Source organism: Streptomyces sp. 7R007, assembly GCF_054850255.1.
Window position 1 is genome coordinate 74,007 of record NZ_JBTWMV010000022.1, and the last position, 21,801, is coordinate 95,807.

General features: G+C 72.9%; 26 protein-coding genes. 10 read left to right on the forward strand and 16 right to left on the reverse strand.

Annotated features, from left to right (window positions below; translation table 11 throughout):
* Positions 1-56: 56 nt before the first annotated feature.
* Positions 57-797, reverse strand: coding sequence for an SDR family oxidoreductase (locus tag ACYF6T_RS26785; protein WP_461699530.1), 741 nt, complete (start codon positions 795-797; stop codon positions 57-59).
* Positions 798-991: 194 nt separating this feature from the next.
* Here ACYF6T_RS26785 and ACYF6T_RS26790 point away from each other — a divergent pair, with 194 nt between their 5' ends.
* Both ACYF6T_RS26790 and lnt read left to right on the forward strand, forming a co-directional pair.
* Positions 992-1,465, forward strand: coding sequence for a nuclear transport factor 2 family protein (locus tag ACYF6T_RS26790; protein ID WP_461699532.1), 474 nt, complete (start codon positions 992-994; stop codon positions 1,463-1,465).
* Between the two features lie 66 nt (positions 1,466-1,531).
* Positions 1,532-3,097 carry an apolipoprotein N-acyltransferase gene (gene lnt / locus ACYF6T_RS26795; protein WP_461699533.1) on the forward strand — a complete coding sequence of 522 codons (1,566 nt, stop codon included), beginning with the start codon at positions 1,532-1,534 and terminating at the stop codon, positions 3,095-3,097.
* Here lnt and ACYF6T_RS26800 read toward each other — a convergent pair.
* Entirely contained in the window at positions 3,021-3,926 is a 906-nt protein-coding gene (locus tag ACYF6T_RS26800) for a Gfo/Idh/MocA family protein (RefSeq protein WP_461699534.1), read from the reverse strand. The two genes, lnt and ACYF6T_RS26800, sit on opposite strands and share 77 nt — an antisense overlap.
* Before the next feature lie 111 nt (positions 3,927-4,037).
* On the opposite strand from ACYF6T_RS26800, the gene ACYF6T_RS26805 reads away from it, so the two are divergent.
* Positions 4,038-4,559 carry a DinB family protein gene (locus ACYF6T_RS26805; protein WP_461699535.1) on the forward strand — a complete coding sequence of 174 codons (522 nt, stop codon included), beginning with the start codon at positions 4,038-4,040 and terminating at the stop codon, positions 4,557-4,559.
* A gap of 151 nt (positions 4,560-4,710) precedes the next feature.
* Positions 4,711-5,196: a hypothetical protein gene (locus tag ACYF6T_RS26810; RefSeq protein WP_461699536.1), complete on the forward strand. Its 486-nt coding sequence runs from the start codon at positions 4,711-4,713 to the stop codon at positions 5,194-5,196.
* Between the two features lie 17 nt (positions 5,197-5,213).
* Here the strand turns inward: ACYF6T_RS26810 and ACYF6T_RS26815 are convergent, their stop codons facing one another.
* The 7 genes from ACYF6T_RS26815 to ACYF6T_RS26845 all read right to left on the reverse strand — a co-directional run bounded on the left by ACYF6T_RS26815 (position 5,214) and on the right by ACYF6T_RS26845 (position 11,294).
* Positions 5,214-5,735 (reverse strand): hypothetical protein, encoded by a 522-nt coding sequence (locus ACYF6T_RS26815; protein ID WP_461699609.1) that lies wholly within the window; start codon positions 5,733-5,735, stop codon positions 5,214-5,216.
* Positions 5,736-5,851: 116 nt separating this feature from the next.
* Positions 5,852-6,535 carry a uracil-DNA glycosylase gene (gene ung / locus ACYF6T_RS26820; protein WP_461699537.1) on the reverse strand — a complete coding sequence of 228 codons (684 nt, stop codon included), beginning with the start codon at positions 6,533-6,535 and terminating at the stop codon, positions 5,852-5,854.
* 106 nt (positions 6,536-6,641) lie between these two features.
* Positions 6,642-8,225, reverse strand: coding sequence for an ABC transporter substrate-binding protein (locus tag ACYF6T_RS26825; RefSeq protein WP_461699538.1), 1,584 nt, complete (start codon positions 8,223-8,225; stop codon positions 6,642-6,644).
* Between the two features lie 207 nt (positions 8,226-8,432).
* Complete coding sequence (locus ACYF6T_RS26830; RefSeq protein WP_461699539.1) at positions 8,433-9,185, reverse strand: SDR family oxidoreductase; 753 nt, start codon at positions 9,183-9,185, stop codon at positions 8,433-8,435.
* Between the two features lie 11 nt (positions 9,186-9,196).
* Complete coding sequence (gene fabG / locus ACYF6T_RS26835) at positions 9,197-9,958, reverse strand: 3-oxoacyl-ACP reductase FabG (RefSeq protein ID WP_461699540.1); 762 nt, start codon at positions 9,956-9,958, stop codon at positions 9,197-9,199.
* A 125-nt stretch (positions 9,959-10,083) separates the two neighbouring features.
* A complete protein-coding gene (locus ACYF6T_RS26840) occupies positions 10,084-10,533 on the reverse strand; it encodes a DUF3037 domain-containing protein (protein ID WP_461699541.1) in 450 nt (149 codons plus the stop codon).
* On the reverse strand, positions 10,530-11,294 hold the full coding sequence (locus tag ACYF6T_RS26845) for a HipA family kinase (RefSeq protein WP_461699542.1): 765 nt from the start codon (positions 11,292-11,294) through the stop codon (positions 10,530-10,532). Before ACYF6T_RS26845 ends, ACYF6T_RS26840 begins: the two co-directional genes overlap by 4 nt.
* A 118-nt stretch (positions 11,295-11,412) precedes the next feature.
* On the opposite strand from ACYF6T_RS26845, the gene ACYF6T_RS26850 reads away from it, so the two are divergent.
* Positions 11,413-11,910: a Rieske (2Fe-2S) protein gene (locus ACYF6T_RS26850; RefSeq protein WP_461699543.1), complete on the forward strand. Its 498-nt coding sequence runs from the start codon at positions 11,413-11,415 to the stop codon at positions 11,908-11,910.
* 2 nt (positions 11,911-11,912) lie between these two features.
* On the opposite strand, the gene ACYF6T_RS26855 is transcribed toward ACYF6T_RS26850, so the two are convergent.
* The gene (locus ACYF6T_RS26855) at positions 11,913-12,563 is read right to left on the reverse strand and encodes a cysteine hydrolase family protein (protein WP_461699544.1); all 651 of its coding nucleotides are present in this window, start codon (positions 12,561-12,563) and stop codon (positions 11,913-11,915) included.
* A 139-nt stretch (positions 12,564-12,702) separates the two neighbouring features.
* On the opposite strand from ACYF6T_RS26855, the gene ACYF6T_RS26860 reads away from it, so the two are divergent.
* Positions 12,703-13,170 carry a pyridoxamine 5'-phosphate oxidase family protein gene (locus ACYF6T_RS26860; RefSeq protein WP_461699545.1) on the forward strand — a complete coding sequence of 156 codons (468 nt, stop codon included), beginning with the start codon at positions 12,703-12,705 and terminating at the stop codon, positions 13,168-13,170.
* A gap of 10 nt (positions 13,171-13,180) precedes the next feature.
* Here the strand turns inward: ACYF6T_RS26860 and ACYF6T_RS26865 are convergent, their stop codons facing one another.
* Positions 13,181-14,083, reverse strand: a complete 903-nt coding sequence (locus ACYF6T_RS26865; protein WP_461699546.1) for a LysR family transcriptional regulator — start codon at positions 14,081-14,083, stop codon at positions 13,181-13,183.
* 74 nt (positions 14,084-14,157) lie between these two features.
* Here ACYF6T_RS26865 and ACYF6T_RS26870 point away from each other — a divergent pair, with 74 nt between their 5' ends.
* Positions 14,158-15,144: a DMT family transporter gene (locus tag ACYF6T_RS26870; protein ID WP_461699547.1), complete on the forward strand. Its 987-nt coding sequence runs from the start codon at positions 14,158-14,160 to the stop codon at positions 15,142-15,144.
* Here the strand turns inward: ACYF6T_RS26870 and ACYF6T_RS26875 are convergent.
* Positions 15,121-16,452, reverse strand: coding sequence for an aminotransferase class I/II-fold pyridoxal phosphate-dependent enzyme (locus tag ACYF6T_RS26875; protein ID WP_461699548.1), 1,332 nt, complete (start codon positions 16,450-16,452; stop codon positions 15,121-15,123). The genes ACYF6T_RS26870 and ACYF6T_RS26875 overlap by 24 nt on opposite strands.
* A 64-nt stretch (positions 16,453-16,516) precedes the next feature.
* Between ACYF6T_RS26875 and ACYF6T_RS26880 the strand changes: the two genes are divergently transcribed.
* Positions 16,517-17,203: a pyridoxamine 5'-phosphate oxidase family protein gene (locus tag ACYF6T_RS26880; RefSeq protein WP_461699549.1), complete on the forward strand. Its 687-nt coding sequence runs from the start codon at positions 16,517-16,519 to the stop codon at positions 17,201-17,203.
* On the opposite strand, the gene ACYF6T_RS26885 is transcribed toward ACYF6T_RS26880, so the two are convergent.
* The 3 genes from ACYF6T_RS26885 to ACYF6T_RS26895 all read right to left on the reverse strand — a co-directional run bounded on the left by ACYF6T_RS26885 (position 17,185) and on the right by ACYF6T_RS26895 (position 20,008).
* The gene (locus ACYF6T_RS26885; RefSeq protein ID WP_461699550.1) at positions 17,185-18,129 is read right to left on the reverse strand and encodes a DMT family transporter; all 945 of its coding nucleotides are present in this window, start codon (positions 18,127-18,129) and stop codon (positions 17,185-17,187) included. The two genes, ACYF6T_RS26880 and ACYF6T_RS26885, sit on opposite strands and share 19 nt — an antisense overlap.
* A gap of 222 nt (positions 18,130-18,351) precedes the next feature.
* A complete protein-coding gene (locus ACYF6T_RS26890) occupies positions 18,352-19,407 on the reverse strand; it encodes an EamA family transporter (RefSeq protein WP_461699551.1) in 1,056 nt (351 codons plus the stop codon).
* Between the two features lie 46 nt (positions 19,408-19,453).
* Positions 19,454-20,008 carry a Clp protease N-terminal domain-containing protein gene (locus ACYF6T_RS26895; protein WP_461699552.1) on the reverse strand — a complete coding sequence of 185 codons (555 nt, stop codon included), beginning with the start codon at positions 20,006-20,008 and terminating at the stop codon, positions 19,454-19,456.
* A 199-nt stretch (positions 20,009-20,207) separates the two neighbouring features.
* Here ACYF6T_RS26895 and ACYF6T_RS26900 point away from each other — a divergent pair, with 199 nt between their 5' ends.
* Positions 20,208-20,396: a hypothetical protein gene (locus tag ACYF6T_RS26900; RefSeq protein ID WP_461699611.1), complete on the forward strand. Its 189-nt coding sequence runs from the start codon at positions 20,208-20,210 to the stop codon at positions 20,394-20,396.
* A gap of 118 nt (positions 20,397-20,514) precedes the next feature.
* Positions 20,515-20,943: a type II toxin-antitoxin system Rv0910 family toxin gene (locus tag ACYF6T_RS26905; RefSeq protein ID WP_461699553.1), complete on the forward strand. Its 429-nt coding sequence runs from the start codon at positions 20,515-20,517 to the stop codon at positions 20,941-20,943.
* Positions 20,944-21,040: 97 nt separating this feature from the next.
* Here the strand turns inward: ACYF6T_RS26905 and ACYF6T_RS26910 are convergent, their stop codons facing one another.
* A complete protein-coding gene (locus tag ACYF6T_RS26910) occupies positions 21,041-21,688 on the reverse strand; it encodes a PadR family transcriptional regulator (RefSeq protein ID WP_461699554.1) in 648 nt (215 codons plus the stop codon).
* Between the last annotated feature and the right edge of the window lie 113 nt (positions 21,689-21,801).

The window sequence follows — 21,801 nt, forward strand, 5'->3', positions numbered from 1 at the left end:
TCCGCCGCAGATCCTCACCCGCCACAGGCCCCGCCGGTCGTCAGATCCTCGGCCGCCTATCGTCCGCCCGCCACCCGCAGCACCGCCCCCGTCGCATAAGAGGCCTCCGTCGACAGCAGCCAGGCGATGGCCGCGGCGATCTCGTCGGCGCGGCCGGGGCGCCGGAGCGGAATCGTGGCCGCCATGCGCCGGGCGCGGTCGGGGTCGCCCATCGCCGCGTGCATCTCGGTGTCGATCGCGCCGGGCGCCACCGCGTTGACGCGGACGCCGTCCGGCCCGAGCTCCTTGGCCAGGCCGACGGTCAGCGCGTCGACGGCGGCCTTGGTCGCCGCGTAGTGGACGTACTCGCCCGGACTGCCCAGAGTGGCGGCGCCCGAGGACACGTTCACGATCACCCCGCTCCCCCGTGCCGTCATCAGCCGCGCCGCGCGGCGTGAACAGAGCAGGACACCCAGCAGGTTGACGTCGACGACCCGCCGCAGGTCGGCGGTGTCCGTGTCGGCGAGGCGGCCCAGCGGCCCGGTCACACCCGCGTTGTTCACCAGCCCGGTCACCGGACCCAGTGCACGTTCGGCGGTCTCGAAGAGCCGCTCGACGTCGGCCTCGACGGCCGTGTCGACCCGTACGGCGACCGCCCGCCCGCCGGCCTTCCGCACCCCGTCCGCCACCTCGCCGGCGGCGCCGGCGTCGCGCACATAGCCGACCACGACGTCGTGCCCGTCCGCCGCGAGCCGCAGGCAGGTCGCGGCGCCGATCCCCCGGCTGCCGCCGGTGACCACGGTGACGGGACGGGTCATGGTTGCCTCCTCGCGTTCACGGGCATCAGGCAGGGCCGGATGATCGATCATCGATCACGTTACTCCCCATGGCAACCCTCCGAAAGGGTGTACGAAGCGCTCGACGCACCGGCGTCCACGCTTCACCGACCGCGCCGCCGGCTCGTGCCCGCACGGCCCTTGGCCCGCCCCGCCCCATGCCCAACACTGAGCCGATGACGCAGCGTGTGGAGCTCGCGACCGTACTGGACCGGCTGGCCGTGGACGAGGTGGTCACCGCGTACGCGGTGGCGGTGGACGACGGGGACTGGGAGGCGTACCGGGAACTGTTCACGCCGGACGGGCGGGCGGACTACCGGTCGGCCGGGGGGATCGAGGGGGACGCGGGGAAGGTCGCGCAGTGGCTCGCGGAGAGCATGCGGCTGTTCCCGATGCGGCAGCATCTCATCGTCAACCGGCGGCTGCGGTTCGGGACGCTGGAGCAGGACACCGGTGACACCTGCCGGGTGCAGGCCGACTACGTCAACCCGATGCGGTTCGCCGCGGACGGCGCCGGGTCCGCCGCTCCCGACTTCGTGTGCGGCGGACGCTACGCCTTCGCGCTGCGCCGTACCGGGGACGGCTGGCGGCTGACCGAGGTGGTCGTACGGGAGAAGTGGCGGCGACTGCCGGAACGGGCCCGGGACTGAGGTCCTCTGTTCCGGATCACCGAAAGGACGCACACTGGAGCCACCGCTGGGTAGAAGGGGTGCCATATGAAGACCCTCGGTCACTGGCTCGCCTCTCCCTGGCGTCGGTCGGCGCTCGCCGCGCTGGCCGGCGCCCTTCCCGTGTTCGCGTTCCCGGCGCCCTCGCTGTGGTGGTTCGCCTACGTCGCCCTCGTCCCCTGGATCCTGCTCGTGCGCTCGGCGCCGACCGGCAAACGGGCGGCGTACGACGGCTGGTGCGGCGGCTGGGGGTACATGGTCGCCGTCCACCACTGGCTGCTGCCGAGCCTCAACGTGTTCATCTTCGTCATCGCCGCGCTGCTCGGGGCGCTGTGGGCGCCCTGGGGCTGGCTGGTGCGCCGGTTCCTGGGCGGGGTGCCCGGGCCCGGGCGGGGCCTGGCCGCCCTCCTCGTGCTGCCGTCGGGCTGGCTGATGGTCGAACTCGTCCGCTCCTGGCAGGGGCTGGGCGGCCCGTGGGGCATGCTCGGCTCCAGCCAGTGGCAGGTGGAACCGGCGCTGCGGCTGGCCTCGGTCGGCGGCGTGTGGCTGCTCAGCTTCCTGGTGGTGGCCGTCAACGTCGCCGTCGCCGTGCTCGCCTCGGTGCGCGAGGCCCGGGTGCCCGCGGTCGCCGGGCTCGTCGCGACCGCCGCCGCGACCTCCGCGGCCTGGGTGTGGTCACCGCGCCCCGACACCGACGGCCGGGTGCGGATCGCCGTCGTCCAGCCCGGCGTCGTCGACGGCGCCGACCAGCGCTTCGACCGCGAGGAAGAGCTCACCCGCCAGCTGATCGGGCAGCATCCCGACCTGATCGTCTGGGGTGAGAGCAGCGTCGGCTACGACCTCGGGGACCGGCCCGACCTCGCCCGGCGCATCGCCGCGCTCTCCCGCGCCACGGGCGCCGACATCCTCGTCAACGTCGACGCCCGGCGCTCCGACAAGCCCGGCATCTACAAGAGTTCGGTGCTCGTCGGTCCGGACGGGCTGACCGGCGACCGGTACGACAAGATGCGGCTCGTGCCCTTCGGCGAGTACATACCGGCCCGCTCCCTGCTCGGCTGGGCCACCTCGGTGGGCAAGGCGGCGGGTGAGGACCGGCGGCGCGGCAGCGAGCAGGTCGTCATGAACGTCGGCCACGGGCTGCGCGTCGGTCCGATGGTCTGCTTCGAGTCGGCGTTCCCCGACATGAGCCGCCATCTCGCCCAGGACGGCGCCGACGTGCTCGTGGCCCAGTCCTCGACCTCGTCGTTCCAGCGGAGCTGGGCACCCGAGCAGCACGCCTCGCTGGCCGCCCTGCGCGCCGCCGAGACGGGCCGCCCGATGGTGCACGCGACCCTGACCGGCGTCTCCGCCGTCTACGGGCCGGGCGGGCAGCGCGTCGGCACCTGGCTCGGCACCGAGGACAGCACCACGCGGGTGTACGACGTCCCGCTCGCCCACGGCATCACCCCGTACGTCCGCTACGGCGACTGGCCGGTGCACGGGGCCATCCTGGTGCTGGCCCTCTGGTGCGCGGCGGAGGGGCTGCGCGCGGTGCGGCTCAGGCGGCCCGCTCCCGAACCGCACGTACCACCCGCTCGCACAGTTCGTGAGTCGCCAGTGCGTCCCGGGCGCTGAGCACCTTGCCCGCGCGCACCGCGTCCAGGAAGGCGAACACCGCCTGCTCGATGCCGCGCTGGCGCGCGACCGGCACCCAGTCGCCGCGCCGGCGCACCGTCGGCTGGCCCTTGTGGTCGATCACCTCGGCGAGGTTGAGCACCTGGCGCTTGGTGTCCTGCCCGGACACCTCCAGGATCTCCTCGGCCGAGCCGCTGAGCCGGTTCATCACGCCGAGGGCGGTGAAGCCGTCCCCGGCCAGCTGCAGGACGACGTGGTGCAGCAGCCCGTTCTCCACGCGGGCCCGCACGGTGACGTCGTCGACCGGGCCGGGCGCCAGGAAGCGCAGGGTGTCGACGACGTGGATGAAGTCGTCCAGGATCATCGTGCGCGGCTCCTCGGGGAGCCCGATCCGGTTCTTCTGCATGAGGATCAGCTCGCGCGGGTGGTCGGCGCACTGCGCGTAGCCGGGCGCGAAACGGCGGTTGAAGCCGACGGCGAGGCAGACGCCGCGCTCTTCGGCGAGCGTCACCAGCCTTTCGGAGTCGGCGAGTTCGTAGGCGAGCGGCTTGTCGACGTACGTCGGTACGCCCGCCGTCAGCAGCCGGGTCACGATCTCGGGGTGGACGGCGGTGGGCGCGTGCACGAAGGCGGCGTCGAGGCCCTGGGCGAGGAGGGCGTCGAGGTCGCGGTGGCGCTGCGCCTCGGGCAGGTGGAGGCCGTCGGCGACGCGGGTGAGCGTCGCGGGCGTGCGGGTGTGCAGGTGCAGGTCGACGTCGGGCAGGGCGCCGAGCACGGGGAGGTATGCCTTCTGCGCGATGTCGCCGAGACCGATACAGCCGACCTTCACGGGGGATCCCTCTCACGTGTGCCCGCACCTGCTTCGACGGGCAGCATACGGGGGGCGGTTCGGGCGCGGAAACCGCTGGTGGCGGAGGGCGGCTTGGGCAAGGATGCGGGCATGACGACCGAACGCCGTGAGCCCGCGACCGACGCCGACGAACGCACGATGCTGGAAGGGTGGCTGGAGTACCACCGGCAGACGCTGGCCTGGAAGTGCGAGGGCCTGACCGACGCGCAGCTGAGGACCGCCTCCGCGGAGCCGTCCACGCTGTCCCTGATGGGGCTGGTGCGGCATATGGCGGAGGTCGAGCGGTCCTGGTTCCGCCGGGTCCTCGCGGACGAGTCCGACGACGTCGCCGGGCCGATCTACCACAGCGCCGACGACCCGGACGGCGAGTTCCACCTCACCGAGGCGGACACCTGGGCGGAGGCCCACGCGACCTGGCAGGCCGAGATCGACACCGCCCGCCGCCACGCGGCCGGCTTCAGCCTGGACGACACCTCCAAGGGCCGCCACCGCCGCACCGGCGAGCGGTTCAACCTCCGCTGGATCTACACCCACATGATCGAGGAGTACGCCCGTCACAACGGCCACGCCGACCTGCTCCGCGAACGCATCGACGGGGCCACGGGCGACTGAACCGGCTGGTCAGCCGCACCCCTGCGGGGACCGGCTCCGCCGTCAGCCGCGACCTCCGCGCTCCCTCCATACGGGGCCGGAGATCACCCGTGTGGGGCATCCTGCGCTTGTCCGCTGTTCTCCGGGGGCCCGAGACGCCATTGTTGCGCGGGTGCATCGAACGACGACCACCGCAACGCTCCTGGTCACCGTGGCTGTCTCGGCCCTCTCCGGCTGTGTGACGGTCCAGCGCCCGCCGGCGTCCGGGCCACCGCCCACCGCGGCTCCGTCCCTGCCCTCGGCGGCCCGTCCGGACGGCGAGGCGGAGCCGCAGATCGTGCAGGCGCCGGCGCGCGAGGCGCTGAAGATGATCGAGTCGACGCGGCGGGCGGAGCCGGGCGAGCCGCGGCGGGCGCGTCCCACGGCGGCCGCTCCGGCCCCGGCCCGGCAGCCCGCGAACCCCCGCCCGCACCCCCACCATCCGCACCCGCGGGCAGCGCACCCGGAACCCCGTCACCACCCGCAGCGACCGCCGCACGTCGACGTCCCGCCCGTCCCCACGAACGCGGCGGACGTGTGCACCCTGGGCCGCGCGTACGGCGGCTGGCGCGGGGACAGCCCGGAGTCGGTGATCTGCAAGCAGACGTACGGGCGTTGACGCCGCGCGGCGCCCGGTCAGGGCCGTTGGCGCGGTGGTCCCCAGCCCCCGTTCTCCGAGCCGCCCTCCTCCGCCAGCCGCAGCTCCAGTCTGCCGATGGCCGCCCGCACCCCGTCGCCGTAGCTGTCGTGCCCGAGGGCCTGGGCCGCCCGCCGGGCCCGGCGCAGATGCGTGCGCGCGGCCCCGCTGCGGCCGAGCTTCACGTAGTCGGCCGCCAGATTCAGATGCAGCGAGGGATACAGGGCCCGTACCGCGAGGGCCCCCTCGTGCTCGGCGAGCCGTTCGTCGGTGAGTTCCTCAGCGGCCGTCAACGCACGCAGGTCCCAGGCGAGTTCGTCGGCGGGGTCGTCCTGCGCGTCGGCCATGTAGTGCGCCAGCGTGCACCGGTGCAGCGCGTCCCCGTGCTCGCCGATCTCGGCCCACAGCCGCAGGAACCGGTGCCGGGCCTCCTCACGGTCACCCGCGTGGTGCAGCATGACGACCTGCCCGATCCGCGTCATCACGGCATCCGGCGCCGCCTGCTCCTGTCGCTCCGTCACCGCGTCCTCCACGCACTCGTCGGCCCCCGTGGCGACCGTAACCGCAGCCACCGCCTTTCCCCCTCAGGCGGCACCGGACCGACCCCGCGCGGAACCGGCCCGGCGGCACCCCGCGGTCAGCCGAGGTTCGGGATCGTCCAGTCGACCGGCTCGTGTCCCTGGGCGGCGATCGCCGCGTTGATCTGCGTGAACGGACGGGAGCCGAAGAACTTCTTCGCCGACAGCGGCGAGGGGTGCGCGCCCTTGACGACGATGTGCCGGCTGTCGTCGATGAGCGGGAGCTTCTTCTGCGCGTAGTTGCCCCACAGGACGAAGACCGCCGGGTCCGGGCGGTCGGCGACCGCGCGGATGACCGCGTCGGTGAACTTCTCCCAGCCCCGGCCCTTGTGCGAGTTCGCCTCCCCGGCGCGGACCGTGAGCACCGCGTTGAGCAGCAGCACGCCCTGCCGGGCCCACGGCATCAGGTAGCCGTTGTCCGGGACGGGCGTGCCCAGCTCCTCGTGCATCTCCTTGTAGATGTTGCGCAGCGACGGGGGGATGCGCACCCCGGGGCGGACCGAGAAGCACAGGCCGTGCCCCTGGCCCTCGCCGTGGTACGGGTCCTGCCCGAGGATCAGGACCTTGACCCGCTCGTACGGCGTGGCGTCCAGCGCGGCGAAGACCTCCTCGCGGGGCGGGTAGACGGGACCCCTCGCCCGCTCCTCCTCGACGAACTCCGTCAGCTCCTTGAAGTAGGGCTGCTGCAGTTCGTCACCCAGAACCCCGCGCCAGGACTCGGGCAGCATGGCGATGTCGGTCACGTCAACGTCCTTACGGTGTCGCTCAAAACGGCGTGCGGTCGGTTGCAGGTCTCAGAACCTACAGGCGGCCACTGACAATCGGCCCGGGGACCGCACAACCGGCGACCTACCAGCTGGTCTTGCGGTACAGCGTCCACATCATCATGATCGTCGACGGGTCCAGCGCCTGCTCCGCGCCGGAGATGTCGTCGCTCGCGGCCACGTACTGCCGGCCCTGCCACAGCGGCAGCAGCCGCGCGTCGTTCACGAGGATCCGCTGGGCCTGCTCGAACTCCTTGACCACGTTGGCGCGGTCGCTCTCGCGGCGCGACTGGGGCAGCAGCTGCCCGGTGATCTCCGGCGCCGGGTAGGGCGTGCCGAGGGCGTTCTGGTCGCCGACGAAGGGCGCGACGAAGTTGTCGGGATCCGGGAAGTCGGGGAACCAGCCGCGCCCGAACACCGGGTACTCGCCGTTCTGGTAGCCGGTGACGTACGTCTTCCAGGGCCGGCTCTTGAGGGTGACGCTGAACAGTCCGGAGCCGTCGAGCTGCCGTTTGAGCTCCTCGAACTCCAGGCGCGTGGCGGAGCCGTAGCGGTCGCTGGTGTACCAGAGGGTGAGCGGGACGCGCTGCTTGATGCCCGCGTCGGCGAGGATCTTGCGGGCCTTGGCGGTGCTGGGGTTGCCGTAGTCGTCGAAGAAGTCCGTGGTGTGCCCGGTCAGGCCCTTGGGGACCATGGAGTACAGCGGTTCGACGGTGTCCTTGTAGACCTTGTGCGCGAGGGCGGCGCGGTCGACGACCTGGGCGATGGCCTTGCGGACGGCGAGGTTTCCGGCCCACTTGTCCTTCGGGTTGAACACCAGGTAGTTGATCTCGGTGCCGGCGCCGTCGATGAGCTGGAGCTGCCCGTCGTTGTCGTGTCGTTGCAGCGTGACGATGTCGTCGGCGTTCAGGCCGCGGAAGGCGACGTCGAGCTTGCTCGACCTCAGCGCCGCGACCATCGTCGCCGAGTCCTGGAAGTAGCGGATGGTCACCGCGTCGTTCTTGCGGTCGGCGTAGCCCTTGTAGTTGTCGTTCTTGACGAGTTCGGCCTTCTTGCCGTCCTCGTAGGAGCGCAGGGTGTACGGGCCGGAGCCGTAGACCTTGCCGTCCTTGCGCAGGGCGTCGGCCGGGTACTCCTCGGGGTCGACGATCGACATGGCGGGCGTGGCGAGCACGAACGGGAAGGTGGCGTCCGGCTTGTTGAGGTGGAACACGACCTGTCTGTCACCGATCGCCTGGACCCGGTCGAGGCTGCCGAGCAGGCCCTCGGGGCCGCCGTTGACCTTGATGGTCCGGATCCGGTCGATCGAGTACTTGACCGCGTGGGCGTCGAGGGGGTGGCCGTCGGAGAATTTCAGTCCCTCGCGCAGCTCGCAGCTGTAGGTGGTGTTGGAGCCGTCGGTGAAGCGGCACTTGGAGGCGGCGTCGGGCTGCGGGGTGGTCGCGCCGTTGGGGTAGCTGAGGAGCGTCTGGTAAATGTTGCGGAACAGTTCCCAGGAACTGTCCCAGGACGCGGCCGGGTCCAGGGTGCTCGGGGCGCTCGTCGTCCCGACGACGATGGGCCCCTTGTCGTCGGAGGAGTCCGCCGACAGCACTCCGCAGCCGGCCACCAGGGACGATAGGGAGGCGATGGCCGCCACCTGACGCAGGCGTCGCTTCCGGTTGAACACGCGCTCGCTCCTCGATCTGCCGTACCAAGGGTCGGCAGACCATACCGCAGCCCCCGGCCGGCTGAACCTCCTTCGCAGCGGGGCACTTGATCAGCGCTTTTATGACGACGTTGTCAAAGATCTGTGATCTTCCTGTACGCCGACGCGGGCGCCGGTCGGGTGGACCGGCGCCCGCGTGGTGGGCCGATAAGGGGGGAGGTCCGGCGGTCAGCCGACGCCCGCGTTGAGGAAGATGCCGCCGTCGACGACCAGCGTCTGGCCGGTGACCCAGGCGGACTGCTCGGAGGTGAGGAACGCGGCCGCGCCGCCGATGTCGGACGGCACGCCGAGCCGGCCGAGCGGGTAGGAGGCGGCGGCCTCCGCCTCGCGGCCCTCGTACAGGGCCGCCGCGAACTTGGTCTTCACCACCGCCGGGGCGATCGCGTTGACCCGCACCTTGGGCGCGAACTCGTGCGCGAGCTGCTGGGTGAGGTTGATCAGCGCGGCCTTGCTGACACCGTAGGCGGCGATGAACGGCGAGGGCGCGATGCCCGCCACGGAGGCGATGTTGACGATGGCGCCGCCGTTGTCCTTCTGCCAGGCGTGCCAGGTCTTCTGGGCGAAGCCGAGCGCGGAGATCACGTTGGTCTCGAAGACCTTGCGGGCCACGTTCAGGTCGAGGTCGGCGATCGGGCCGAACACCGGGTTGGTTCCGGCGTTGTTGACCAGGTAGTCGAGGCGGCCGAAGGCCTCCATGGTGCGCTCGACGGCCTCGGTCTGGTGGTCGAGGTCGTGCGCCTTGCCGGCGACGCCGATGACCCGGTCGGAACCGAGCTTCTCGACGGCCTCCTTCAGGGCGTCCTCGTTGCGTCCGGTGATGCAGACGCGGTCGCCGCGGGCGACGAGCGCCTCGGCGACGCCGTAGCCGATGCCGCGGCTGGCGCCCGTGACGAGGGCGACCTTGCCGGAGAGTTCAGTCATGTCCGTGATCCTTAGTCGAGCGGTCCGCCGGCGACGTACAGCACCTGGCCGGAGACGAAGCCGGCCGCCTCGCCGGTGAAGAAGGCGATGGCGTTGGCGATGTCGTCCGGCTCGCCGACCCGGGCGACGGGGATCTGGGTGGCGGCGGCGGCCTTGAAGTCCTCGAAGCCCATGCCGACGCGCTCGGCGGTGGCCTTGGTCATCTCGGTGGCGATGAAGCCGGGGGCGACGGCGTTGGCGGTGACGCCGAACTTGCCGAGCTCCTTGGCGAGGGTCTTGGTGAAGCCCTGCAGACCGGCCTTGGCGGCGGAGTAGTTGACCTGGCCGCGGTTGCCGAGGGCGGAGGAGGAGGACAGGTTGACGATGCGGCCGAAGCCGGCGTCGACCATGTGCTTCTGGCAGGCCCGGGACATCAGGAAGGCGCCGCGCAGGTGGACGTTCATGACGGTGTCCCAGTCGGAGACGCTCATCTTGAACAGCAGGTTGTCGCGCAGCACGCCGGCGTTGTTGACGAGGATCGTCGGCGCGCCGAGCTCGTCGGCGATGCGCGCGACGGCGGCCTCGACCTGCGCCTCGTCGGAGACGTCGCAGCCGACCGCGATGGCCTTCCCGCCCGCCGCGGTGATCTTCTCGACGGTGTCCTTGCAGGCGGCCTCGTCCAGGTCGATCACGGCGACCGCGCGGCCTTCGGCGGCCAGGCGGACGGCGGTGGCGGCGCCGATGCCGCGCGCCCCGCCGGTGACCACGGCTACCCGCTGCTCAGTGGTGGACATTGCTGCTTCTCCTCGCCCTTGAGAGAACCCGCGGCCCGGTGAGCGACCGCTTAGTACCTTCGTCGCACGTGACGCTAGAAGCCATGGCACCCGGTGTCAACGTCACACGGCCCCGGTGTGATCCATTACCTCACCAGCAGGTCGAGCAACCGCTCCGTCTCGGCCGCCGGATCGGCGGTGAGCCCAGTGTGCACCGGTCCAGGCTGGACGACGGTGGAGCGCGGCGCGACGAGCCAGCGGAAGCGCCGTCCGGCGTCGTCACCGGCGGCCTGCCCGGCGCCCTCTCCCCCGCCGCAGACGCGCTCGACGGCGCCGAGCGCCGCCCGGATACCGGCCACGTCGGCCCGCGGGTCGAGGGCGAGCAGCCGCGCCTCGTCGAGGTGGGTGCGGGCGCCGACGTATCGCTGGGCGCGGCAGTACAGCAGCACCCCGGCGTTGATGCACTCGCCGCGTTCGACGCGGGGCACGACCCGCAGCAGGGCGTACTCGAAGACGTCCCGCTCGTTCGCCTCGCCGCCCCGGATGATGTGCCGCTCCACCACGGCACCGGCCATGTGGATGTGGCGCTCGCTCATGTGCCCTCCTCGATGCCGGTCACGCGCGTGTGGATGTCGGCGGCGCGGGCGAGCAGCACGCGCGCGTAGGCGTGCCGGAGTTCGTCCGGTGCGCCGAAGCCGGGTTCACCGGCCAGCCAGGCGTCCGGGACCTCGGCGGTGACCTCGGCCAGCAGGTCCTCGGTGACGCGGGGGGCCAGGTCGGCGGCGGCGCCCGCGAGGTCGGGGGCGAAGCGGGCCAGGGCGTGGTCGGAGGCGTCGTAGGGGCGGGCGGCGGAGGTCTCGGCGCCGGGCCAGTTGTGGTGCCAGATCATGGTGGCGCCGTGGTCGATGAGCCACAGCTCGCCCCGGCGCACCAGCAGGTTGGGGTTGCGCCAGGAGCGGTCGACGTTGCCCACGAGCGCGTCGAACCAGACGATCCGCCCGGCCTCCTCGGGGCCGACCGTGAAGGCGAGCGGGTCGAAGCCGAGGGCTCCGGAGAGGAAGTCCATGCCGAGGTTGGTGCCGCCGCTGGAGCGCAGCAGCTCCTGCACCTGCTGGTCCGGCTCGCCCAGGCCCAGGACCGGGTCGAGGTCGACGGCGACCAGGCGCGGCACCCGGAAGCCGAGCCGGCGGGCGAGTTCGCCGCAGACGACCTCCGCGACCAGCGTCTTGCGGCCCTGGCCGGCGCCGGTGAACTTCATGACGTAGGTCCCGAAGTCGTCCGCCTCGACGAGCCCCGGCAGCGAGCCGCCCTCACGCAGGGGCGTGATGTAGCGGGTCGCGATGACTTCCTTGAGCATCGCCCCAGGTTACTGGCCGACAGCGAAGCGACAGCCCGGGCCCGCGTCTGAACAACGCCCACCCGCGCGCCGTACCCCTGGGCAGATCCACGACGCCTGCATGGAAGGGAACGTCAGCATGACCAGCGAATCGATTCCGCCCGCCACGGCAGCCCGCCGTACCGTCATGGCGGCGATGGGGGCGGCGGGGCTCGCCGTGGCGCTGACCGCCTGCGGGTCGGACGACGACTCCGCGGACTCCTCGGGTTCGTCGAACACGCAGGCCGGCGCGGACGCGAGCGGAGGCGGCTCCAGTGCGAGCGGCGACGCCTCGGCCGCCGCCGGCGGCGGCACGGTGGTGGCGAAGACGTCCGACATCCCGGAGGGCGGCGGCAAGATCTTCAACGACTCCGGTGTGGTCGTCACCCAGCCCACGGCGGGGACGTTCAAGGCGTTCTCCTACAAGTGCACGCACGTGGGCTGCCCGGTGACGAAGGTGGAGAACGGCGTGATCATCTGCCCTTGTCACGGCAGTCAGTTCTCGATCGAGGACGGCAGCGTGAAGCATGTCCCGGCGACCAAGCCGCTGCCCGCCGTGAAGATTACCGTGTCCGGGGACGAGATCACCCTGGCCTGAGCTCACCCGCGTGTCGCCCGGGGCGGCCGTTTGAGGCAGCCGAGCACCTCGTCCGTGGTCGCGACCGTGGCGACCAGCGCGAGGGTGTGGCGGATCATCGCCGGGGTGTAGTCGGAGGGCACCCCCGCGATGGCGTCGGACGGCACCACGACGGTGTAGCCGAGGTTGACCGCGTCGAAGACGGCGTTGGGGATCGCCACGTTGGCCGAGACACCCGTCACGACCAGCGTGCGGCAGCCCACGTTCCGCAACAGGGCGTCGACTTCGGTGCCCTGGACCGGGGACAGGCCGTGCAGCCGCCGTACGACGAAGTCCTCCTCGGCGACCTCGATGGGGGCGGCCACGCGGACCGCCGTGGTGCCGGACAGCTGCTGGACGGGCAGTCGTTCGGCGGCGCGGAAGAGGCGGGCGTTGCGGCTCGCGCCCCGGCCGTCGGGGCGGCGTTCGGCGAGGGCGTGGACGACCTGGACACCGCACGCGTGGGCCGCGGCGACCAGCCGGGCGACGTTGGCGAGCGCCCCCGACGCGCGGGCCGCGCGGGCCAGTTCGGGCAGGGCGCTGTCCGGGCCGACGACGCCCTGCTGGCACTCGACGGTCAGCAGCACGGTGCCGGCCGGATCGAGGAGTTCGCTGAGCTGTTCGTACGACGGCACGGTTCCCCCCTCGTGGCCGACGGCTGGAGCCGCGAGGCTAACGGCCATTGCGCGCGGACGGAAGACACCCCATGCTTTTCTGACGTGATGTCAGAGGATCATCGAACCTCTGGCGCTTCGTGAGAGAAGAGGGGGACGCATGACCGTCACTCAGCGCCGCGGCCGCAAGATCATGATGACGCCCGGCGAGCTGGACGAGTTCCTCGCCGGTCAGCGCACCTGCCGGGTGGCGACCGTGTCGGCGGGCGGGGCCCCGCACGTCAGCGCGCTGTGGTTCGCGTGGGACGGCACCTCCGTCTGGCTGTACTCGGTGGTGCGCAGCAAGCGGTGGACCGACTTGCGGCGGGACCCGCGGGTCGCGATCGTGGTCGACTCCGGCGAGGAGTACGACGAGCTGCGCGGCGTCGAGCTGTCCGGGACCGTCGAGTTCGTGGGCGAGTTCCCGCGCACCGGTGAGCTGTGCGCCGAACTGGACGTGCCGGAGACGCTGTTCGCCCGCAAGAACTTCGGGCTGGAGGAGATGCCGCACGACGGCCGGCACGCCTGGATCAAGCTGACGCCGGAGAAGATCGTGTCCTGGGACTTCCGCAAACTGGGCGGCGTGTAGGCGGGTCGGGTCAGCCCAGCTTCCTGCCCGCCTCCTGCAGCGCCTCCACCGCCGCCCGGATCGACGGGCGGCGGTCGGCGTCCGCGCGCCAGACGGCGTACACGTAGCGGTGGACGCGGTGGCGCACGGGGACCGCCCGGACGCCGGCCGGCATCGGGTCGCGGCCCAGGCGCGGCGCCACACAGACGCCCAACCCGGCGGCGACCAGGGCGAGTTGGGTGTGGTGTTCCTCGGCGCGGTGGGCGATGCGGGGCTCGATGCCCTTGGTGCGCAGGGTGTACAGCAGCCACTCGTGGCAGAACTCGCCCTCGGGCCAGACCACCCACTCGTCCTCGGTGAAGTCGTCCAGGTCGACCTCGTCCCGGCCGGCGAGCGGATGCCCCGCCGGCATGGCGACCTCCACGGGGTCGTCGAGGATCGGCGCCTTGACGAGCCCCTCCGGCATGGGCAGCGGCTTGTTGTACCAGTCCAGTACGACCGCGAGGTCGGCGTCGCCCCGGACCACCGCGTCCACCCCGTTCTCGGGCTCCAGCTCCCGCGAGCGCACCCGCAGCGCCGGATGACCGTCGCGCAGGGCGGCGAGCGCGGCCGGGAAGAGCCCCCGCAGGGCGGTGGGGAAGGCGACCAGCCGCAGTTCGCCGACCACCTGGCCGCGCTGTGCCTCCAGATCGGACTGGGCGAGCGCGACCTGCGACAGGATGCGCGCCGCGTGCTCGGCGAGCAGTCGTCCCGCGTCGGTGAGCCGCACGCCCCGGCCGTTCTTGGCGAGGAGCTGCTGGCCGGCCTCCCGCTCCAGCTTGGCCAGTTGCTGCGAGACGGCCGACGTCGTGATGTGCAGCCCCTCGGCGGCACCGCTGACCGAGCCGTGGCGGGCGAGGGCGTCGAGGGTGCGCAGGCGCTCCAGGTTCAACATGTAAGCGATGCTACGAGATATCTGGGGCGAATTCTCGATTGTGCTACGAGATCATGTGCATCAGGGTTACGGACATGACCACCGCCGCACCCGCCGCCACCGCCTCCCGCCGCCCCGCCCTCGACTGGCGTCTGCGCTTCGGCGCCCTCTCGCTGGTCTGGGGCTTCAGCTTCCTCCTCATCAAGGTCGGCACCCGGGGCTACGCCCCCTTCCAGGTCACCCTCGGCAGGCTCGTGTTCGGCACGGCGGTGCTCGCGGCCGCGATGGCGGTGCGGCGGGAGCGGCTGCCGCGGGGGACGCGGACGTGGGGGCATCTGGCGGTCGCCGCGCTGCTGCTGAACGCCCTGCCGTTCTCCCTCTTCGCCTGTGCGGAGCTGACCATCCCCTCCACGCTGGCCGGCATCTGCAACGCGACCTCGCCGCTGTGGGGCATGGCCCTGTCGCTGGTCGCCCTCTCCGAGGACCGGCCCACCCGGATCCGGGTCGCCGGCCTCGGCCTCGGTTTCCTCGGCGTGCTGACGGTGCTCGGGGCGTGGCAGGGCTTCCACGGCCTGGCCGCCACGGGGACGGCGATGGCCCTGCTGGCCTCGCTCTGCTACCCGGTGGGGTGGATCTACGTCCGCCGCACCCTGGCCGGGTCCGGGCACTCGCATCTCTCGCTGACCTGGGCGCAGTTGCTGCTGGCGACCGCGCAACTGGCCGTCGTCACCCCGCTGTTCACCTCCGTGCCGGGCCACTTTCCCCTCCTCCCCCTCCTCGCCGTCGCGCTGCTCGGCGCCCTGGGGACGGGATTCGCGGTGCTCATCCAGTACGGGCTCGTGGCCGAAGTCGGGCCCACCATGGCGCAGATGGTCACCTACTTCATTCCCGTCATCGCCACGGCGGCGGGGGTGGCGGTTCTCGGGGAGTCGCTGAGCTGGTCCACGCCGGCCGGTGCGGTGGTCGTCCTGGCGGGGGCGGCGCTCACGCAGACGCGGGGACGGAAGAAGCCCGCGGACAACGCAGTCGAGGAGGACGCGCGGGTGCCGGTGGCCGCCCTAGACGTGAACGCGGGCCGGTGACGGACCCAGGGCCGTGGCCACCGCGTCCGCCAGCGGCGCCGCCTCGTCCGGCCGCAGGGTCGCCGTCGTGATCCGGATGCCGGGCGGCGCGCTCATCCTGAAGCGCGCTCCGGGGGCCACCGCCCAGCCGGCGTGCAGGAGGCGGGCGACCGCGCCCGTCTCGTCCGGGACCGGGATCCAGACGTTCAGACCGCTGCGGCCGTGGGCCGCGACGCCCCGTTCGGCGAGGGCACCGATCAGGAGGTCGCGGCGGGTCCGGTAGGCCGCCGCCACCGCCCGCGCGTCGTGCGCGCCGCCCGTCCACAGGTGGACCACCGCCCGCTGCAGGAGGCGGCTCACCCAACCCGGGCCGAGGCGGTGGCGGCCGGCCACCCGGTCGACGGTGACGGGGTCGCCGGTGAGGGTGGCCAGGCGCAGGTCGGGGCCGTAGGCCTTGGCCACCGAGCGGACGAAGGCCCAGTGGCGGCTGGTGCCGGCGAGGGGGTGCACGGGGAGGTCGACGATGCCGTGACCGTGGTCGTCCTCGATCAGCAGGACGTCGGGGTGGTCGGCGAGGACGGCACGCAGGTCCCGGGCGCGGGTCTCGCTCACGGCCGCGCCGGTCGGGTTCTGGGCGCGGTCGGTGACGATCAGGGCCCGCGCTCCGGCGGCGAGGGCCTGTCGCACGTCCCCGGGCCGCGGGCCGTCGTCGTCGACGCCGACCGCGGCCGTGCGCAGGCCGAGCGCCGGGACCAGGTCCAGCAGGCTCCCCCAGCCCGGATCCTCCACCGCCACGGTGTCGCCGGGCTTGAGGTGCGCCGCGAGCACCCGCTCGATGGCGTCCAGCGAGCCGGAGGCGACCGTCAGCGGGCCCTCCGGGACCCCGTCGGCGTCGAGGCGGGCCCGCGCGATCCGGGACAGCTCCGGCTCGACCGGCGCGTCCCCGTACAGCACGGGCTCCCGGTCGCCCCGTTCGCCGGCCGCCGCGAAGGCCTCCGCCAGGGACGGCAGCAGCGCCGGGTCCGGGTTGCCGTTCGCCACGTCGCGCACCCCTTCGGGCACGTCCGTCCTGATGTACTCGCGCCCCGTGGTGGCCGGCTTGGAGCGCACCCGGCTGCCCCGGCGCCCGGCGGTCTCGATCACACCGCGCTCCCGCAACGTGCGGTACGCGGCCGCGACGGTGTTCGGGTTGACCCCGAGGTCCGCCGCCAACTCCCGCATGGGCGGCAGCAGTTGCCCCGGCTCCAGCTCCCCGGAGCCCACCCCGCGCTCGACGCTGGCCGCGATCTCGGCTGCGCGACGCCCTTCGATCCGATATCCTCCTAGCACAAAGCAGATTATGCACTAGTGCAATATTGAGCGCAACACCGACCCCCGACCCTTGGAGAGCGCCATGCAGGGGACCGCCGCACAGCCGACGTCGCAGCCCGCCGCCTACACGCCGACCGACCGCACCGTCCCCACCCGCTCGGCCGACCGGGCGTCGTACGACAAGGAGCTGGTGCACTCGATACTCGACGAGGGCTGTGTCTGCCATCTCGGCTTCGTGCGCGACGGTGCGCCGGTGGTGCTGCCGACCCTGTACGGACGGGTCGGCGAGCGGCTCTACGTGCACGGCTCGACCGGCTCGCGCCCGCTGCGCATGACGGGACAGGCCGACCCGGGACTGCCGGTGTGCCTGACCGTCACGCACGTGGACGCGCTGATCCTGGCCCGCTCCGCCTTCCACCACTCGATCAACTACCGGTCGGTGGTGGTGCACGGCCTCGCGTACGACGTGACGGACCCCGAGGAGAAGCGGGCGGCCCTGGACGCGCTGGTCGACCACGTCGTGCCGGGGCGGGCCGCCGACGCGCGGCCCGCCAACAGGAAGGAACTCGCCGCCACCGCCGTGATCCGCCTCGACCTGAACGAGGTCTCGGCCAAGCTGCGCACCGGCGGGGTGAACGACGAGCCCGAGGACCTCGCCCTCCCCCACTGGGCCGGCGTCGTCCCGCTGCGCAAGGGGTACGGGACCCCGGTCGCCGACGAGCGGTTGGCGCCCGGGGTCGGCGTCCCCGACTACCTCGCGGCGCTGTAGGGCCGGTCCGCCGCGGTGTCCTGCTCCCGCGTCTCCGCCCGCGCCAGACCCGCCACCGAGGCCAGCATCAGCACGATGCCGGTCAGGGTGAGCCCGGTCAGCCGCTCGCCGAGCAGAACGCAGCCGAGGACGGTCGCGCCGACCGGCTCCAGCAGCATGATCACGGCGACGGTGGCCGACCGCACCACGGCGGCGCCGGCGAAGTAGAGGGTGTAGGCGAGGGCCGTGGGCACGAGGGCGAGATAGCCGAACAGCAGCAGGAACGGGGCCGGTTCGGTGATCCGCGGCAGCACGCCCGCGGCCAGCGCGAGCGGCAGCAGCCACAGGGAGGCGCCCGCGAACGTGGCCACGGCCGCCGCCGAGGGATCGCCCGCCCGGTCCCGGCGGGCGAGCAGTGTCATGGCGCACTGGCCGCCCGCGGACAGCACCCCGAGCAGCACCCCCCACGGCCGTACCGTCGCCCCCGCGCCCCCGAGCACGACCACCCCCAGCCCGAGCAGCGCCCCGGCGACCGCGCCGGCGCCGCGCCCGAGCCGCTCGCCCGTGAGCGGCCGGGCGACCAGCGCGGCGAGGACGGGACCGGTGCCCAGGGTGACGACGGTGGCCACGGCGAGTCCGGTGGCCGAGACGGCGGCGAAGTAGGCCGCCTGGAAGACGGCGAGGCCCAGTCCGCTCGCGGCGGTCCGGGCGAGCCGGCGGCCGAGCGGCGCGCGGGCGGCCGGCCGGACCGGGCGGCGCACGGCGCGGACGGCGAGCAGCAGGACGAGTCCCGCCGCGCAGCGCCAGAAGGACAGGACGACGGGCCCCATGTCGCTGGTGCGGTAGACCAGCGAAGCGGCCGCGCCCGCGGTGCCCCAGACGGCACCGGCGACGACAAGACAGCCAAGGCCACGCCCGACGGGCAGGCCGGTGACAGCATTCGACACGAGTTCTCTCCGCAGGCGCGCGGCGGCGGCCCGCAGGCGGCGGCCGCGCGGAAGTCAGGGAAGCGGACCGCACGCGGACGCGTGGCGGGTCCTCGGACTCCGTCTGCGGGCGACACACCGTCAGCGCCCGGGCACGAGGGCCGGGGCGCGGATCTCGGGGGCCCGCCTCAGGCGGCCGGCGGAGAGACGATGACGCGGATGATCGAATGCACGTACCGGAGCCTAGGCGGCCGTTTCGCGAGCGGGCAACCCACTTTCCGGCGACCCACTCTCCGGCGACCCGCCCTCCGCCACCCCGCCGTCCGGCGCCCCGCTTGCCTTGTGGGCGCCGCCGCTCGCCACCGGCCCGTCCGAGCCCTTGGCCGGTGCCGACGACTGGGCGATGAAGGCGCCCACCAGGACGATCGCGCCGCCGGCGATCTGCGGCGGCGAGAGGTGCTCCCCGAGCAGCACCCACGCCAGCACGGTCGCGACGACCGCCTCCAAGCACGCCACCACTCCGGCGATCTGCGGGGAGAGCCTGCGCACCGACAGCACCCCGGTGACGTAGGCGACGACCGTCGCGACGAGCACGACCCAGGCCAGCAGGGCGAACGCCGGGACCGAGGTGCCGTTCATGTCGGCCGTGCCCGCGAGCACGGACCAGCGCATGCCCCAGGGGCGGGCGACGAAGGTCAGCACGAGGGTGCCCAGCAGCAGGCCGTAGGCGATGACGCCGAGCGGGTCGGGCGCGTCCTCGCCGGCGTCGCTGCCCTGGTCGGCCAGGACGAAGTAGCCGACCTGGCAGCAGGCGGCGCCGAACGCGAGCAGCAGACCGAGGGCGTCGAAGCCGAGTCCCGACCAGACCTCGACGACACAGGCGAGCCCGCCGACGGCAAGGATCACCCCGAGCGCCGCGGCCCGGGTCACCGGCCGCCGCTGCACGAACCGCACCCAGCCCAGCAGCAGGGCCGGCCCGAGGTACTCCACGAGCAGCGCGACCCCGACCGGGATGCGGGAGATGGCGGCGAAGTAGCACGCCTGCACCCCGGCCACGGCGAGCATCCCGAACCCGGCGAGCAGGGCGGGGCGGCGGCGCGGCAGGGCGCGGTGGCGCCAGGCCACCGGGAGCATCACCAGCGCGGCGCCGGCGGCCCGCAGCCACACCACGTGCAGCGGGTCCAGTCCCGCCTCGATCAACGGTTTCGCCGCGACCCCGGACCCGCCGAAGGCGACCGCGGACGCGAGCGCGAGGCCGAGCCCGACGCCCTTGCTGCTGTGAGACGTATGCACCGGCACATGATGACAGGCGATGACATGAGCGTCACCCCCGATGACACCTGTCTCAGCCGCTGGACGCCGGGCGGGCACCGGGAGGTCGCGCGGGCGGGTACCCGACGCGCGCGAGCACGGCGCCGGGTGTGACGCCGGCGTGCTCCAGCACCTCGGCGGCGCGCGCCCGCGGGTCCACGAGGATCGCCGCGAGCAGGTCGGTCCCGCGGGCCGGCTCCCCCCGGCCGGCGGCGCGCGTACGGGCGTACTCCATCGCCCCCGCGGCCAGGGGCGAGAAACCCTCGCCCGCGGTCACCACGGGCACCGCCCCGGAGTCCTCGACGGAGCCCTGCCAGCGCAGGCCGTAGCCGATGCTGCGCTGCACGAGATAGCCGAGCAGGCGGGCGAGTTCGGCCTCGCCGTCGAAGGCGTCGCGCACCTCGGCGTCGTACTCCAGCAGGGAGTGCAGCAGATGGGCGGTGTCGATCTGCCGGTCCCCGTCCCGCACCGCCCGGCGCCGGGCGCCGGAGACGACCGCCGCCAGTTCGTCGTCGAGCCTGGCATCGTTGTCCGCGCGGGGGCCGAACGACGGCTCGTCGGCCGCCTGCCTGGGGATACGGGGTTGCACATCCCCCACCCCATCAGTCCCGGCCGGCTCCGGTCATCCCCGGAGGGAAGCATTTTCACGTCCCACGGGAAGTGGACCCCCAGCGGCGGAATCTCCTCCCTGCGGATGAGATCAGGCCGTTTTGCCCCCAGGGGCGCGCGCCGCCTCGCCGTGCGCCGGGAGCGCAACCGAGGCGCCCGGTCGCACGTCCAACAGGTGCATGGGGAGCAGGTGTTGGCTGGTGGCCCTGCCGGCCGTCGACGGCAAGCAGTACGTCTACCGGGTGGACGCCCCGGAGGACGCGCTGCCCGCCGACCTGTTCTGGGACGCCTGGCACTGCCACGACGAGAGCGCCCACCCGCGCGCGTGGGACCTCTTCGACGCGGCCCTGATACGGCGGGTGAGCTGACCCCCGGCGCCCGTCGGCGCCCCTCCCTCACATTTTCTGACGGTTCATCAGTATTGAATGTTGCGACCCCTGCGGCTACGTTCCGCGACACCGTAGCCCGACACGAAGAGGTGGTCGCATGGCCGAGGTCAGCGCGGAGGCACGCATCCAGGCCCCCGCCGAGAAGGTGTGGGCACAGCTCACGGACTGGTCCGCGTACGGCGAGTGGAACGCGACCCACACGAGCTTCCCCAAGGGCGGCCCCGAGACCCTGGAAGTGGGCACGACCTACCAGGAGAACATGAAGCTGATGGGCTTCCCGGCCGAGGTCGAGTGGACCGTCGACGAGCTGGAGCCGGCCCGGGTCCTCGCCACCCGGGGCAAGGGCCCGATGGCCGTGAACCTCGTCAACCGCTACACGCTGACGCCCGACGGCGACGCCACGACGGTCCGCATCGACAGCGAGTTCACCGGCGCGGCGGTGTCGCTGATGGCGGGCAAGCTCAAGGACTCGGCGACGGCAGCGCTCAACGAGTCGCTGCGCAAGCTGGCCGGCCGGGTGGCCTGAGCGCACGGACGCACGAAGACGCCCCGTGGACGTGCCACGGGGCGTCTTCGTCACGGCGGGGAGGCCGCCGGTACTCGCCGGTGCTCGCCGGCTGCGCTCAGTCCTCGTCGGCGAGGATCAGGTACAGCTTCTTGCGGGCGTCGTTGATGACCGTCAGCGCCTTCTCGCGCTGCTCCTTGCTGCCGGTCTTCCAGACCTGGCCGAAGGCCTCCATCAGGCCGAAGCCGGCCTGGCGGATCTCGCCGAGCGCCTCGAAGTCGATGCCGCGGGAGGCTTCCTCCCAGGGCGCGTCCGGGCCCTCGTCGGCCGCGGTGCGGCCGGCGTCGGTGAGCGCGAACAGCTTCTTGCCGCCCTCGCTCTCGCTGGCGATCAGGCCCTCGTCCTCCAGCAGCTGGAGGGTGGGGTACACCGAGCCGGGGCTGGGCTTCCACGCCCCGCCGCTGCGCTCGGCGATCTCCTGGATCATCTCGTAGCCGTGCATCGGGCGGTCCTTGAGCAGGGCCAGGATCGACGCGCGTACGTCACCGCGCCGTGCCCTTCCCCTCGGCCCACCGCGGCCCCTCGGGCCCCAGGGACCGGGACCGAAGCCCGGCCCGAATCCGAAGCCCGGGCCGCGGCCGGGTCCCCCGGGGCCGCCCGGGCCACCCGGCCCGAAGGGGCCGAAGGCCTCACGCAGGCCGTCGAAACCGCCCCGGCCGCGACGGCCGTGTCCACCGTGTCCATGTTCGGAACCATGGGTGCGCATCGCAATCACTCCATTCCATCGTTGATCAGTCGCGATGCTTCGACGATATATCGGAAAGCTTCGGTTGGCAAGCCCCTCCGAACGGAAGCCTTCGCGGGCTTTGCATGATCATG

What these genes read in the sequence shown, in the direction of transcription:
- ACYF6T_RS26785 (WP_461699530.1), bottom strand. Translation starts at nt 797, where the DNA reads ATGACCCGTCCCGTCACCGTGGTCACCGGCGGCAGCCGGGGGATCGGC.
- ACYF6T_RS26790 (WP_461699532.1), top strand. Translation starts at nt 992, where the DNA reads ATGACGCAGCGTGTGGAGCTCGCGACCGTACTGGACCGGCTGGCCGTG.
- lnt (WP_461699533.1), top strand. Translation starts at nt 1,532, where the DNA reads ATGAAGACCCTCGGTCACTGGCTCGCCTCTCCCTGGCGTCGGTCGGCG.
- ACYF6T_RS26805 (WP_461699535.1), top strand. Translation starts at nt 4,038, where the DNA reads ATGACGACCGAACGCCGTGAGCCCGCGACCGACGCCGACGAACGCACG.
- ACYF6T_RS26830 (WP_461699539.1), bottom strand. Translation starts at nt 9,185, where the DNA reads ATGACTGAACTCTCCGGCAAGGTCGCCCTCGTCACGGGCGCCAGCCGC.
- fabG (WP_461699540.1), bottom strand. Translation starts at nt 9,958, where the DNA reads ATGTCCACCACTGAGCAGCGGGTAGCCGTGGTCACCGGCGGGGCGCGC.
- ACYF6T_RS26840 (WP_461699541.1), bottom strand. Translation starts at nt 10,533, where the DNA reads ATGAGCGAGCGCCACATCCACATGGCCGGTGCCGTGGTGGAGCGGCAC.
- ACYF6T_RS26845 (WP_461699542.1), bottom strand. Translation starts at nt 11,294, where the DNA reads ATGCTCAAGGAAGTCATCGCGACCCGCTACATCACGCCCCTGCGTGAG.
- ACYF6T_RS26850 (WP_461699543.1), top strand. Translation starts at nt 11,413, where the DNA reads ATGACCAGCGAATCGATTCCGCCCGCCACGGCAGCCCGCCGTACCGTC.
- ACYF6T_RS26860 (WP_461699545.1), top strand. Translation starts at nt 12,703, where the DNA reads ATGACCGTCACTCAGCGCCGCGGCCGCAAGATCATGATGACGCCCGGC.
- ACYF6T_RS26865 (WP_461699546.1), bottom strand. Translation starts at nt 14,083, where the DNA reads ATGTTGAACCTGGAGCGCCTGCGCACCCTCGACGCCCTCGCCCGCCAC.
- ACYF6T_RS26870 (WP_461699547.1), top strand. Translation starts at nt 14,158, where the DNA reads ATGACCACCGCCGCACCCGCCGCCACCGCCTCCCGCCGCCCCGCCCTC.
- ACYF6T_RS26880 (WP_461699549.1), top strand. Translation starts at nt 16,517, where the DNA reads ATGCAGGGGACCGCCGCACAGCCGACGTCGCAGCCCGCCGCCTACACG.
- ACYF6T_RS26900 (WP_461699611.1), top strand. Translation starts at nt 20,208, where the DNA reads ATGGGGAGCAGGTGTTGGCTGGTGGCCCTGCCGGCCGTCGACGGCAAG.
- ACYF6T_RS26905 (WP_461699553.1), top strand. Translation starts at nt 20,515, where the DNA reads ATGGCCGAGGTCAGCGCGGAGGCACGCATCCAGGCCCCCGCCGAGAAG.
- ACYF6T_RS26910 (WP_461699554.1), bottom strand. Translation starts at nt 21,688, where the DNA reads ATGCGCACCCATGGTTCCGAACATGGACACGGTGGACACGGCCGTCGC.